Source organism: Bowmanella yangjiangensis, from assembly GCF_018531185.1.
Classification (GTDB): domain Bacteria; phylum Pseudomonadota; class Gammaproteobacteria; order Enterobacterales; family Alteromonadaceae; genus Bowmanella; species Bowmanella yangjiangensis.
In genome coordinates, this window is the sequence record NZ_JAHDJU010000003.1 from 412,776 (window position 1) to 426,380 (window position 13,605).

The window sequence follows — 13,605 nt, forward strand, 5'->3', positions numbered from 1 at the left end:
ACTGACGCTTGCCAAAAACTTATCGCCGGGATAACAATAGCCTGGCGAATTTTGGCTGTATCAGATAACGGAAATTATAAAAATGAAGTTAGGATATGTAGCAACACTCCTATTGCTGGCGGGCTGTGCCAGTCAATCAAATTCCCCCATTATTAGTGCCGACAGAGTCATCTTGGGCGCCAATATTCTCACCCAGGATCCTAACCTTCCAACGGCCAGTGCGCTGGCAATAAAAGATGGAAAAATCCTGTTGGTCGGTTCTGATACACAAGTGCAGCCACTAATTGGTGACAACACAGTAGTGCATCCCCTGAATGGGCAGACGGTATTACCCGGTCTGATCGACAGCCATATTCACAGTATTGAAGGGGCACTGGCATTACTTGCCTGTAATTTGAACGACCAGGCCATGGATCTGAATACCCTGGGCGAACATATCCAGACTTGCGCCAGCCAATACCCTGGAGACTGGCTGGAGGTGCTAAATCTGCCCAGTGTTGGCCTGGCGCTGGATAAACAAAAGCTGGATCAGCTTTTACCAGACCGACCGCTGTTTATCATCAGTACCGACGGTCATACCGGCTGGGCTAATAGTTTGGCATTGAAGCGAGCCGGCATCACAGCAGATACGCAAGCGCCGCATGATGGCCGTATTGTCAAAGATGCTCAGCAGCAGCCCACAGGTATGTTAGTCGACGGTGCAACAGCCTTGGTCAGTCGCCATTTACCCAAACCTGATTTACCGCATAAATTACAAGCCATGCAAGCCGCACTGGCTGGTTTTTACCAACATGGTATCACCAGTTTTCTGGAGGCTAACAGTAACGCAGACAGCGTAGCGCTCTTTTGTTCCCTCAAACAGCAACATCAATTGCAGGCTAAAGTGAATCTTGCTCTGGGCAGTAAGGGAAGCACGGACGACGAGGAGTTTGCCCGTTTACATAAGCTGCGTAACCAGGCTGAGTCTTGTGGCCTGATGGCGGACACCATCAAGCTGTATGCCGATGGTGTAATGGAGTACCCCACTCAGTCAGCTGCGTTACATGCGCCTTACTTAAACTCTGCCGAGCATGGTGATAACTGGCGCGGTAAGCTCTATATTCCCCCAACAGATTTAGATGCCTTTGTCCAACGCGCTCAAGTTGAAGGCTTTAGCCTGCATATTCATGCCATTGGTGATGCCGCCATCAGTGAGAGTCTGGATGCTTTTGCCAAAGCCCGGGCAGTAGAGGATTCCCCTGCTGTGCGTTTCTCCATCACCCATCTACAGCTCATTAGTCCTGAAGACATTACCCGCTTTGCCGAGTTTAATGTCTTAGCTTCTATGCAGCTGTTGTGGGCACAGCCTGATGAATACAGTGTCGATGCGTTGGCCCCCTATCTGGGAGAACATCGCCACAACCAGATTTATCCAGCCGCCAGTTTGCGAAATGCCGGTGCTAGTATCGCCGGAGGTAGCGATTGGAACGTCTCTGACTACAACCCTTTTGCCGCTATGGCCGTGGCAATCAGCAGACAAAATCTACAAGAGCCAGCACGTCCCAGTCTCAACAGCCAGGAAGCTTTACCCTTATCGGCTTTACTGGAAGCTTACACGCGCCATTCAGCCGAACTGATGGGCATTGCCGCACACAGCGGCCAGTTAAAATCGGGGATGGACGCGGATATAGTGATTCTGGATCGTCAGCTAATGGATACCTCAGCCCCCCAAACTGTGGCTGACACAAAAGTCAGCATGACCTTAATTGATGGCAAGGTGGTATACGACGGCGGCACCCAAATGGCATCAGGCCAGGATCACTAAGTACTTATGCGCTATCTATTTCCAACACTACTGCTATCGTCACTGCTGCTCTGGTGGCTCTGGCCGTCTCAACCACCACAGCAAATTAAGCCGCCAATGGCCACTGAATCACCTCTTCAGCAGGAAGATTTAACCTCGCCGGCCGTTGCAACAATTTCCACCGGGTGGCGTTTATCACAGCCCTTGCAACAAGGTATGCAGGAACTTGAAGCCAAAGTGCAGCAGCAGGATGTCAATGCCATTTACCAACTGGGGCGAAATTTATCTTGGTGTTTTTACAGTGAGGATAACGACGAGGCCCATCAGCAAAAACTGGACGAGCTTCGCCAAACCGGCGACTCCAGCACGTCGTTTGCCAACAATTACGACAGATACGAGTATTGCCGGGGCATCAGCCGAGCGCAGAAAAACCGCTTTGCATCGCTGTTGATGGAGGCTGCCCAGGCAGGACATCCACAAGCGGCCGCGGAAATAGGCAAAGTGTCAGCCAAACTCTATCTGCAAGCCACGGGCCAGGATAATCTGCAACGAGACGCTTATGTAAAAGCCAGGCAAGACTATCTGACGCGCAGGCAACAACTGCTGGAGAACAGCGCACACCAAGGCAATGTTGACGCCTTGCAGTTGCTGGTCAGGGATGCAGTAGGACAGCGAATAGGTGGCCAGTCAACGGCTAAGGCCCTGGCCTATCTGACGGTGTTACAGCATCTAGATCCAGATTTAACCAGCCAGTACCAATGGCAGGCGCGCCGCATTGAAAAGACCGCCACGGCCGAAGATATTGAACTGGCCGAGCAAATCAGCCAGTCCATTCTCAATCAGGGCTAGTCCTCGTCGGCACCATTAACGATGCTGGCAATCTGACTCAGCCGGTTAACCGCCAGACTGTTGATGCTGCCTTTGGGGAATCGGGCGCGAGGACTGAGCGCCCCGGCTTCACGTCCCATCAGAATCTCTGCCGCCTGATCTACGGTTTCTACCGAATAAATATGGAAATGTCCGGCTTTGACAGCCTGTATCACTTCTTTATCCAGCATCAAATTTACTTCGTTGGATTTAGGGATAACCACGCCTTGCTCGCCGGTCAGACCGCGATGCGCACAGAGTTTAAAGAAGCCTTCAATTTTCTCATTCACGCCGCCAATACTCTGCACTTGCCCATATTGGTTAATAGAACCTGTCACTGCCAGCCCTTGCTTAACCGGCACTAAGGTCAGCGCTGACAAGAGCGCCACCAATTCAGCCAGAGAGGCACTGTCACCGTCAATCTGACCATATGATTGTTCAATGGCAATATTGGCGGACAAGGTTAGGGGGAACAGCTGCGCATATTTATGCCCGAGGTAGCCGGTTAACAGCATGACGCCTTTGGAGTGAATAGAACGACCAAGCTCCACTTCACGCTCAATATCCACCACTCCATTGGCGCCCACATACACGGTTGAAGTAATACGAGCTGGGGTACCGAATAAACTGTCACCAATTTCAAGCACTGTGAGGCCATTTACCTTACCCACGGCGTCACCGTCGGTTTCAATCAGGATCTGGCCTTCTTTGATATCGTCCAGCAAGGCTTGACTGATACGGCCGCTGCGCTGCGTTTTTGCCGCCAAAGCGGCTTCAATATGGGTAACGTCCAATTCGTCACTATGTTGCTGGGTACAGAAATATTGGGCTTCATGTAAAAGCTCAATAACATCAGCGAAGCGCGCCGATAAGCGGTGCTGATGTTCAGCCAGTCGCAGGCTGTATTCCACCAGACGGTACATGGCCTTGGCCGAGATCCCTTTTAGTCCCATCTCCTGGACATGACAACGTACCCGGCCAACGAAATCGTACAAAGTGTCCTTATCCAGCGGAATTTCATGATCAAAGTCCACCAGCACCCGGAACAGCTCATGAAATTCGTCTTCGTATTCCTGCAAGGTGTAGTAAAGGTCGCGGGAGCCTAGCAGCACCACTTTAACTTTTACCGGGATACTTTGTGGGTTAAGAGTGACGGAGTTAACCATGCCAATATCATGTTGCTGGATATCCATTTTCAGCTCACCGCGCTTCAACACCAGCTTAAGTGCTTCCCAAACATAGGGCTGCTGAATCATTTTATCGGCGTCCAGCAACAGGTAACCACCATTGGCTTTGTGTAGTGCGCCAGGTCGAATCATCCGGTAGTTGGTAAACACCGAGCCTTGCACATTAGTGTATTCCACCCGACCAAACAGATTTTGGTAGGTTGGATTAGGCTCATACACCACCGGCGCACCACCATTTAATTCGTGGCTGACCAGAATATTCGGCAGATATTGCTCTTCCAGTACGGTACGTCGGTCAAAGTCTTCTGACTTTTCATCTTTGTTTTCCTCGCCCAGTACCTCAATCACTGTCTCAATCAGATGCGGTTTGAGTTGACGCAAAAACTTCAGGATCCCCAGATCTCCTGAGTATTTATGTTCAAGCTCTTTAAGTAGGGGTTTGATGCCCTGCTCTGCCGTCTCACGAGTCAGTGCACGCCCCTGCTCAGAGGTTTCGCGCTTCCATTGCGGTAACTCCAGCAATTGCTCACTGAGTTTTTCTTCCAACTGCACGATGATTTCATAAAACTGTTGGCGCTGTTGCTCCGAAGCCGTCGCAAACTCTTCATCCGTAATCGGCTTACCATTAACTATGGGTGAGAAACTGATCGTGCCGTTTTCTTCGTACAGGGCGACACTGTTGCGCTGCGCAAAGACTTCCACCTCGGCAATGGCTTTCTCGTAACGCTGCTCAAACTGCCGCTTTATATTGGCTTTTTTTCGCTGATAGCCTGGGTTATCAAAGGCAGCCGGAAAGGTATCCAGCAACTCATCAACCAAGCTGTTGAGATCCGCTGACAACTTGCGACTCTCTCCAGCTGGCAGACGTAGCGTAAAAGGCTCTCGTTCGTCATCAAAGTTGTTGATGTAACACCAGTCATCCGGCGTTGGCGCACTGTTCACATGCTTGGCGATATACTCATGCACCAGGGTAAAACGTCCCGTCGCCACCTCACCCATGACATACAGGTTGTACCCTTTCGCATCTATCCCCAAGCCAAAATTTAATGCCTCGCGGGCTCGGTGCTGACCGATAAAAGTCGCACTTAGCGCCTGCTCATCGCTTAAGGCCTGATTAATCAGACGGCGACTGGGTTTGGCGGTGAGTTGTAGGGCATTGAGTTCGACGGCTTTTTGCATGAAACGTAGCGATGATAGGAATGTCTTGCACAAGTGAAACCTGAATCCTACAGACTGTCAAACTCCTGTGGCTAAAAGCCTGAACATTAGCTGTTTTTTTGCACCAATCGCGACAAAGTTGGCAAAAGCAAGTGACCACACTATGCTGACAGCAATATTTCCAGCGGCACAAACTTATGCGATCACTCTGTTTTGCTCTTTTATGTTGTCTACTTAGCACACCGCTCGGCGCTAAGGTTGTGGCTGTGGCTGACCATGGTTTTGTATTGGAAAATCGGGTCCAGGTTAACTCAACAGCGGAAAAGACCTGGCAAGCGCTGACACAAGATGTCAGTAAATGGTGGCCGGAGGATCATACCTGGTGGGGCAAAAGTGCCAATCTGAGTATTGAGCCCCAGGCGGGAGGATGTTTTTGTGAAAAAGACGGTGGCAAGCAAGCCATGCATATGCAGATCACCTTTGTCGAGCCAGGCAAGCTACTGAGAATGTCAGGCGGGCTTGGGCCTTTGCAAGGCATGGGCCTGTATGGCGCACTGGATTGGACGCTTCAGGCTAACGAACAAGGGACAGAGATCATTCTGACCTACAAGGTACATGGGTTTTCTCCCGAAGGCTTTGCTGAACTGGCTCCGATTGTCGACTATGTGCAAGGACTGCAACTGGCAGGCCTAGCTGACCATCTGAATGCCCCCTCCCACTAAGTTCAGCCTAGGGCGCAAAATGCGCCGCATCTTAGCAAGACGTATCAGAGGGACCGGGATGCGTCTTGAGATTACTCAGTAAACGATATAACAGTGTCACACTCAGCACGGAGCCCCCTAGCACAAAACTCAGCACACCAAGAGGTAAAAACAAGCTCTCATGCAGCACGCCATTAACATCCACATACTGATAAAAATGATGCTCAAGGACTAAAAGTACGCCGCCCAGCAACCACAAAGCTAATCCGATATACAGCCAAACTGTCGATTTCTTCATCTAGCACTCCCTTATCTTTCCTGATGCTCAGCAGCTTAGTGATTGCAACGCCATTTCCAGTTGTGACCAATCTTCCGGCTGGCTGCTGATACATTCAATACGACTGTCAGGGGCGTCATTAAGTTCACTGCTGGTTAACACCCCATCGACCTGATTGAACAACATCCAGCCCCGATTGGTATGCATAATGGCTTTGAGCCGCTCCATCTGCAGCCCCATCATCAGCGACATTAACCGCTCGTAGTGAAAGCAATATGACGGAGCAAAGACCCACCCGCAGCTGTGCATACCATCAGCCTGACCTCGTCTGCTGATGAACCCGCTTACTGGCGTCTGCAACTCGGTAAAAGTCTCTGTTGATGAAGGTTGTGGCGGCGAAAACAGGGATGCCTGAAAGCCACTTCGGCCCAGCAGCCAGGCAAAAGGAATCTGGCCTTGGGTGGTTATCTGAAGCGGCGAGGCAATAGACAGGTCACGAAGATAGTCTTGCAGTCTTGCTATTGAATCCGATTCATACAGATCCACTTTATTTGCCACAATCACATCAGCTACCTGTAATTGCTGGCGGAAAATATCATGCTGAGCATAACGGCTGTCCGTCACCTTTCGAGCATCGACCAACGTCAGGGTATGCTGAATATCCAGTACGCCTCGGTAATGCTCAGATGACAAACTGGCCAGCACTTCTGCAGGGTGCCCCAGGCCAGTAGGTTCAATCAGCAGGCGGTCAGGCTTACTGCGTGCCAGCAGCATATTCAAAGCAATCTGCATGGGCAAACCTGATGCACAACACATGCATCCTCCCGGCACTTCCTTGATAAAAACTTTACCAGGCTCCTGACCTGCACCCAGTAAATTACCATCCACACCAATCTCACCAAACTCGTTGACTAGCACAGCCCACACTTCATCGGCAGGTTTGTGTTTTAGCAAGTAAGTAATGGCTGTGGATTTACCCACGCCAAGAAACCCAGTGATGATATTAGTGGGGACGGCTCGTACGATTTGCATTGCAGATTCCAGGCTGATTTGCGCCATTATGACGTCAAAAGGGCAAGGTATACAGGGCCCAATGAGGCGGGCCCTGTTTTCAGGCGGGTTTAGTGAACGTGTCCACCATCAGCCTCACCCACTATGCCCAGCCAGGTAAGCTTGTTAGGAGTAAATCCAAGGGCTAATTCGCCACTGATCTTGCCCTCATGTCTATCCACAATGACCACATGCTTTTCAATAGGATCGGCAATGTAGATATACTCATTGGATAAGGTCATTTCAAAGCGGCTACCTTCTGGCATCAAGGCAACATCAGCCTCACTAATATCCAATTTATGAGCCAGTTCCCAGTGCAGCTCATCACCATGCTGATGAGCGCTAAGCAGCGTCAGGTAACCCTGACTATCAAGAATAATCAGGTTTTCACCATCCAGACTGACCTCCAGGGAGAGCAGCTTAGCCTCTGCGTGGGGCTGCCAGTCAAGCAACTCCATCTCCCCCGCTTCTGGATTAATTACAAACACCGTGGTACCGGCTATACCAAAGAACTGCTCTCCTTCCAGGTGAGCCCTCAATGTCCCAATACGCATGCCTTCGCTGAACGCCTCAGTATTGAGGATTTTACTGGCACTATACTCGGCATTCTCTTCACTTATCACCACAACACCGTCTGCGCAGGCAAAGGCTACAGCATCATGATTCTGCGCACTGCCATGTAAAGCGGGGCATAAGGTGTCGAAGACTTGCTCCTGGTGGAAGTGATCGCCATGGGCATCAAAGCGTGCAATGCGATCTGGCAGAGTTGAGGTGGTATTGGCATCTCTGAGAGTGGCAAACACGCTTTCCCCACGGGCCTGAGCAGCACCGTGCATATGAGTATCAAACGTATGAACCGGGTAGTCTGTGCTATCCGCACCGATATGCGCTTCATTAAACATGGCGACGGACGCACTGATACCATTTTGCCCGTCCCCATCAAAGAACACCGCAATCTGTTCTTCACCCATCGTCACATGGGTAGGACGACTGCCGGGCAAAGTAAAATCGACCAAGGCAGGGGCTTGCTCATAAGGATGCAGATGATCGCCGTGATCTTCTTGCCAGATACCACCATCAATAAACTCAACCAGATCATCGCTTCTTTCGACCAACATCGCGAAGCGTTTAGTTGGGGAGGCATACAAATAAGCAGGTTCATGCGTTAAGCCCAATGTCGCCAACAACTTGTTGTCTTCCAGCTCGTAAAGGTTGACCTGATTGCTGCCTTTACTGGTAACCAGTAGGCGCCCTGCTCCACTGACATCACCATGGTCATGGCCATCTCCCGGCACGACCACAGGCTCTTTTTCGACAATCTCAGTGGTAGCGTCACCACAAGCAGCCAACATGGCGGCTGCCACAAACAAGCTCAGATGTTTTAGTCTGGTTTGCAAATTCATTTTGTGTCCTTTTTGTTGTCTTTGATCAGAAATATCCACGGATGCCCAGTGCCACAGAGCGCCCAGGCAGTGGAGCAAGATGTTTCAAAAATGATGTGTGAGGTCTGGCTTCTTCATCCGTGAGATTGTGACCTTTGATATAAAGGGCCAAGTCATGGCTTCCCAAGCCCAGGTGATAGGTCAGATTGGCATCCAGCAAGGTATAACCATCTGTCTCAGTTTCAAGCTGTGCGGTTTTATCCTGGCTGAAGTAACGGGTTAGCCCCACATCCGCACTAATAGACTGACTTTGATAACTTAGATTGGCGCCAATACGCAGTGGCGGTGTGCGGGGTAGATCTCCACCATCCTGCAGCCTGGCGCGCACATAGTCGCCTTGTAGACTGAGCTTCCAGGATGGTAAGAACTGCCAAAACACCTGAGATTCAAAACCGTGCAGCAGAACGTCGTCTTGTGCAAACAGATAGACAGGTAATTCCCCTTCCCCGTGCCCATGATCGTGGTCATGGTCGTGATCGTGGCCATGCCCTGAGTCGGCTAACAGCGAGGTGGCCTGCTGGTAATAATAGTTGTCGACCTGGTTATAAAAGGCGTTGAGAATAAATCCAACATCCCCGTTAAACTTTCGCAACGTCAGATCGATATTGTTGGCAGTTTCCAGATCGATAGGCTTATCTGTCAGCCCCAAGCTCGCATGCCCCTCCTCATCTTCATAAAGTTGGAACAGTGCACCGACTTCAAAACTGCCGGTACCAATATGCGGACCAAAAGACAATAATTCGGACGCTGAGGGCGCACGCTGAGAATGGGACAATGACAATCCCAGGTTGTAGCCCTCCTGGAAGTCCCATACCAATCCTAGAGACAGACTGTAAGGGTCGAATTCATGGTCGGCATCAAAACGACGTATAATCAGATCGCCAGTTTCTGCGCTGTGGTCATGCTCATCATGCACAACACCCAAGGGAAAACGCAGTTCATCGGTGGTTAAGGTCGTTCTCTCGATACGTGCACCCAATTGCGCCAAAACAGGGCCGAAGTGCCGCTCTTCCATCACCGCCAACGCCAGACTGTCAGTAACAGATGGTGGGGTGAAGGCTTCGTTGCCCACTGCAGAAAAATCACTGCGTTTGTAGTGCAGGCTCAGGCCGCCATGCCAACCTAAGATCTCATTATGTAGAAACTCAATCCTGGCCTCTTTACTGTCGTTGGCAAACTTTGTCCCAACCAGACCGTTCTCTATCTCTTCATGCTGATAATCGGTGTAGGCCATCTTCAGATTTAACGTGTTTATTAGTCCCTGCTCAAAACGCAATTCGCTGATAAGCTGAACCCGGTCTTGCTGCATGTCGGCAAATACAGCGACATCCTCGTCGCCATGACTATGGCCGGGAATACCGTATTCTCGATCCAGTCGGCCAAACGCCAGACCAAGGTAACCATTGTCCAGTAAATAGCTGGCACCCAGGGTATAGCCTTGCGACTCTGCTGCTGAGTTTTTTACCTGAGACGATGAACCAGGCTCAACAAACTGCTCGGCTGGACCGGCAGAATGATAATCGTCACTCTCTCGCCAATAGCCATCTGCATGGATGGCAACGCGGTCGGTACCGGTATTGAGGTTAAATGAGGCCAGCTTCTGATTATTCACTGACTCTCTTTCCAGCAGCCACTCCCCGCGGGTTTGGCTATCCGTTGGTACACGGTTATCCACCACATTAACCACCCCACCAATGGCACCGCTGCCATAGAACAAAGTAGCGGGCCCGCGCAAGACCTCAATCTGCGTCGCCGTGCTGGCTTCAGCAGACACCGCATGATCAGGGCCTACTCTGGACGCATCACCGGCGTCCAAGCCATTTTGACTGATAAGCACCCTGGGCCCATCCAGGCCACGAATAATGGGTGTGCTGGCGACCGAACCATGAAAGTTGCTGTGTACGCCAACTTCACCAGCCAAGGTATCGCCCAGAGTTGACGCCTGCTTATTACGCAACCTGTCGCCACTTAGTACAGTAACAGGCAACGCGGACTCGATAGCCGATGCATGGAAAGGACTGGCTGTTACATCCACCACTTCTATACTGGTGTCCAATAGCACAATACGTAAGTCAGCCAATCCCTGACTTTGTACGTCCAGACGGACACTTTTATGTGCAAAGCCTGGTGCCGACACATGTAATTCCACCTTACCTTCGCGTACTTGCGGGTAAAAAAACTGGCCATTTGCATCGGCCGTCTGTGTGCCGTGAATACCGTGCAGTTCAATGTTAGCGCCGCTTACTGGCTGCCCATTGGTATCAACCACCTGCCCTTGCAATGACTGCGCAATGGCAGTGACACTGAACAAGCTTGATAGACTGACGGCTATCAAGTGTTTCTTCATCATAGCAACCTCAATGTTATATCATATCAATAAAAACCAATAATTCCCCCAAGACACAGCTTCCAAGCCAGCAAGATGAGAATTACACCATTAGAGAGTAATTACCTCTTAGGGGTAAAAGATACAATATAACATATCAACAATTCAACCCGCACTATCTTGCTCTCGGTCACCTCACTATTCCACTTGTGCTGGATCAAAAATGCAGTTAAAGATCTACAGTAGACTACAAGGTCGGTGTTGTTGAGGCGGTAATTCTATGCAGGACATTTTGGGTCCACTTTTAAACCTTGGTCATACAGAACCTACAGTTGCAGAGCTGGCTAGTCGTAATCTGATTACCTGCCCACCCCATACGCCTATTCGTGACGTCGCCCAGATGATGCAAACCCATCAGGTAAGCTGTATCTTGGTTAAAGAGCATGAAGATATTGTCGGTATTTGGACCGAAGCCGACGCCAAGTCCATTGATTTTGACTCAGCACAGAATTACGAAACCCCAGTCAGCGAATTGATGAGTTACCCCGTAATCCAGGTGCAAGGCGACATGTTGCTGAATGACGCCGCCAGTTTAATGCTGCAAAAACAGATTCGCCGTTTGTTGGTTACGGATAAGCAAAACCGTCCGCTGGGATTACTCACGCAAACCGACATAGTCAAACAACAACGTATTGAGTTTTATCTGGCTTTGCGAGATGTGGGCTCAACAATCAACCGTCCTCCGCTCGTGCTAAATGCCAGTCAGTCGCTGGCTGAAGGAGTTGCAGCGATGCGCAAACAACGGGTCGATGCCGCCTTGGTGGAAACCGACGGACAAGCCAAAGGCATTGTCACCGAGCGCGACCTGGTCAAATTTATCGCCACTGCGTCGGCCAAAGTCTCATTAAGCGAATTGGCACTTAAACCAATATTGACCGTTAAGAAAAGCTGCACCTTGCTGCAGGCTGTCGAGATCCTAAAAGAAAACAAATTCCGCCATCTGGCTGTCTGCGATGAACAAGACCAGCTGTGCGGACTACTTTCCTTTTCAGATATCCTGCTTAACGTTGAGCATACTTATGTAGAACAGCTAAAGCAGGCACTGCGTGCCAGAGATGCCGCCCTGCGCACCTCCACCGATTATCTGCGTTTGGCGCAAAAGGTCATTGATGCCTCGTTGGATGGGATCATGATCACCGATGTAAACGGTGTTATTGAGTCAGTAAACCCCAGCTTTACTTTACTTACCGGCTACAGCGCCGATGAGGCCGTAGGTCAAAAACCCGACTTGCTCAGCTCTGGCCTGCATGAGCCACGATTCTACAAAAATATGTGGGAAACCTTGTTATCACAAGGGCTGTGGCAGGGCGAGATATGGAACAAGCGCAAAAACGGCGAAGTCTACCCACAATGGCTGTCGATTACTGCGATTCGCGGGGAGCAAGGCGAAATATGCCAGTTCGCTGGCATTTTCAGCGATATCAGCGAACGAAAACGCCAGGAAAAACAAATTCACCAGTTAGCCTACATTGATGAATTAACCGGGCTGGCTAATCGCAGACTGTTTATGGACAGGCTGCATTTAGCCATTGCCAATGCACACCGTCATCATCACAACATGGCGGTGTTATTCTTAGATTTGGATTTGTTCAAACGTATCAATGATACCCTGGGTCACCAAGCCGGTGATCACGCTCTAAAAGAAGTGGCACACAGACTTATGTCGACGGTCAGAGAAGGCGAATCCGTGGCCCGCATCGGCGGTGACGAGTTTACTATTCTTATTCCGGAAGTAGACAAAGCTACCTCATTGGAATGCCTTGCCAAGCGTCTGGTAGCTAAATTTGATGCCCCTATTCGCATAAAAGGACAGGACTTTTTCCTGACCACCAGTATTGGTATCAGCTTGTTCCCCAAAGACGGCCAAAGCTCCGAGCAACTTATCAAACATGCTGATCTTGCCATGTATCAGGCCAAAAATGCCGGGCGTAACCAATTTTGCTTCTATCAAGCCAGTACAGGCCAACAGACAGCCGATGAGTTAAGGCTGGAACAGGGGCTCCGTCTGGCCCTGCAACATCAGACATTACGCGTTTTGTATCAACCCAAAGTTGACCTTAGAACAGGCCAACTCATCGGCGTTGAAGCCCTTGTGCGATGGCATGATCCCGGTCTTGGGCAGGTCTCTCCGCAAGATTTTATTCCACTGGCAGAAAAGCTGGGATTAATAGGCTTACTTAGCGAGCAGGTGTTGATACGCGTGTGTGACGACATCCGAACGAAGCGTCTGCCAGAGGTACCGGTTTCTATCAATATCTCTGTATTACAGCTCATCGCACCGGATTTTTGCGAAAGGTTGTTAGCTATACTGGAACAAACCCAGGTCTCTGCCGAGCAGATAGAACTTGAGTTAACGGAGAGCTGCCTGATCCCGGAACAAGCGGAGACGACGTTAGGACTGCTTACACATTTACGTAACCTGGGATTTAGGTTATCCATTGATGACTTTGGAACAGGCTACTCCTCCCTCTCCTATCTGCGACGATTACCCATCAATACGCTTAAAATTGACCGCAGTTTTATTTGTGAACTGCCAGACAATAATGAAGACAGTCAGATCACGCTGGCAATTATTGCCATGGCAAAGGCACTCAACCTTGACGTTATCGCTGAAGGTATTGAATCGCAGGCTCAGCGCGACTTTCTGCTTGGTTCAGGCTGCCACTGCGGTCAGGGATATTTATACAGTCCTGCCGTAGAAGCTGAAAAGCTGCAGGCCTGGACAACCTGACGAATAACATCTGCCCCAGTCGG

At 50.2% G+C, this 13,605-nt stretch carries 9 protein-coding genes; 4 read left to right on the forward strand and 5 right to left on the reverse strand.

Annotated features, from left to right (window positions below):
• The first annotated feature begins 82 nt into the window (after window positions 1–82).
• Both KJY73_RS17470 and KJY73_RS17475 read left to right on the forward strand, forming a co-directional pair.
• A complete protein-coding gene (locus tag KJY73_RS17470; RefSeq protein WP_214344981.1) occupies window positions 83–1,804 on the forward strand; it encodes an amidohydrolase in 1,722 nt (573 codons plus the stop codon).
• A gap of 6 nt (window positions 1,805–1,810) precedes the next feature.
• Window positions 1,811–2,632: a hypothetical protein gene (locus KJY73_RS17475; protein ID WP_214344982.1), complete on the forward strand. Its 822-nt coding sequence runs from the start codon at window positions 1,811–1,813 to the stop codon at window positions 2,630–2,632.
• Here KJY73_RS17475 and KJY73_RS17480 read toward each other — a convergent pair.
• A complete protein-coding gene (locus tag KJY73_RS17480) occupies window positions 2,629–5,016 on the reverse strand; it encodes a Lon protease family protein (RefSeq protein ID WP_214344983.1) in 2,388 nt (795 codons plus the stop codon). The two genes, KJY73_RS17475 and KJY73_RS17480, sit on opposite strands and share 4 nt — an antisense overlap.
• 176 nt (window positions 5,017–5,192) lie before the next feature.
• Between KJY73_RS17480 and KJY73_RS17485 the strand changes: the two genes are divergently transcribed.
• The gene (locus KJY73_RS17485; protein ID WP_214344984.1) at window positions 5,193–5,717 is read left to right on the forward strand and encodes an SRPBCC family protein; all 525 of its coding nucleotides are present in this window, start codon (window positions 5,193–5,195) and stop codon (window positions 5,715–5,717) included.
• A gap of 31 nt (window positions 5,718–5,748) precedes the next feature.
• On the opposite strand, the gene KJY73_RS17490 is transcribed toward KJY73_RS17485, so the two are convergent.
• The 4 genes from KJY73_RS17490 to KJY73_RS17505 form a co-directional block, all read right to left on the reverse strand.
• The gene (locus tag KJY73_RS17490; protein ID WP_206593983.1) at window positions 5,749–5,994 is read right to left on the reverse strand and encodes a DUF3955 domain-containing protein; all 246 of its coding nucleotides are present in this window, start codon (window positions 5,992–5,994) and stop codon (window positions 5,749–5,751) included.
• 27 nt (window positions 5,995–6,021) lie between these two features.
• Window positions 6,022–7,005: a CobW family GTP-binding protein gene (locus tag KJY73_RS17495; protein WP_214344985.1), complete on the reverse strand. Its 984-nt coding sequence runs from the start codon at window positions 7,003–7,005 to the stop codon at window positions 6,022–6,024.
• 89 nt (window positions 7,006–7,094) lie between these two features.
• On the reverse strand, window positions 7,095–8,426 hold the full coding sequence (locus KJY73_RS17500; protein WP_214344986.1) for a YncE family protein: 1,332 nt from the start codon (window positions 8,424–8,426) through the stop codon (window positions 7,095–7,097).
• A 25-nt stretch (window positions 8,427–8,451) separates the two neighbouring features.
• On the reverse strand, window positions 8,452–10,815 hold the full coding sequence (locus tag KJY73_RS17505; protein WP_214344987.1) for a TonB-dependent receptor: 2,364 nt from the start codon (window positions 10,813–10,815) through the stop codon (window positions 8,452–8,454).
• A 256-nt stretch (window positions 10,816–11,071) separates the two neighbouring features.
• Here KJY73_RS17505 and KJY73_RS17510 point away from each other — a divergent pair, with 256 nt between their 5' ends.
• Window positions 11,072–13,582 carry an EAL domain-containing protein gene (locus KJY73_RS17510; RefSeq protein ID WP_214344988.1) on the forward strand — a complete coding sequence of 837 codons (2,511 nt, stop codon included), beginning with the start codon at window positions 11,072–11,074 and terminating at the stop codon, window positions 13,580–13,582.
• The last annotated feature ends 23 nt before the right edge of the window (window positions 13,583–13,605 follow it).

What these genes read in the sequence shown, in the direction of transcription:
- KJY73_RS17470 (WP_214344981.1), top strand. Translation starts at nt 83, where the DNA reads ATGAAGTTAGGATATGTAGCAACACTCCTATTGCTGGCGGGCTGTGCC.
- KJY73_RS17475 (WP_214344982.1), top strand. Translation starts at nt 1,811, where the DNA reads ATGCGCTATCTATTTCCAACACTACTGCTATCGTCACTGCTGCTCTGG.
- KJY73_RS17480 (WP_214344983.1), bottom strand. Translation starts at nt 5,016, where the DNA reads ATGCAAAAAGCCGTCGAACTCAATGCCCTACAACTCACCGCCAAACCC.
- KJY73_RS17485 (WP_214344984.1), top strand. Translation starts at nt 5,193, where the DNA reads ATGCGATCACTCTGTTTTGCTCTTTTATGTTGTCTACTTAGCACACCG.
- KJY73_RS17490 (WP_206593983.1), bottom strand. Translation starts at nt 5,994, where the DNA reads ATGAAGAAATCGACAGTTTGGCTGTATATCGGATTAGCTTTGTGGTTG.
- KJY73_RS17495 (WP_214344985.1), bottom strand. Translation starts at nt 7,005, where the DNA reads ATGCAAATCGTACGAGCCGTCCCCACTAATATCATCACTGGGTTTCTT.
- KJY73_RS17500 (WP_214344986.1), bottom strand. Translation starts at nt 8,426, where the DNA reads ATGAATTTGCAAACCAGACTAAAACATCTGAGCTTGTTTGTGGCAGCC.
- KJY73_RS17505 (WP_214344987.1), bottom strand. Translation starts at nt 10,815, where the DNA reads ATGATGAAGAAACACTTGATAGCCGTCAGTCTATCAAGCTTGTTCAGT.
- KJY73_RS17510 (WP_214344988.1), top strand. Translation starts at nt 11,072, where the DNA reads ATGCAGGACATTTTGGGTCCACTTTTAAACCTTGGTCATACAGAACCT.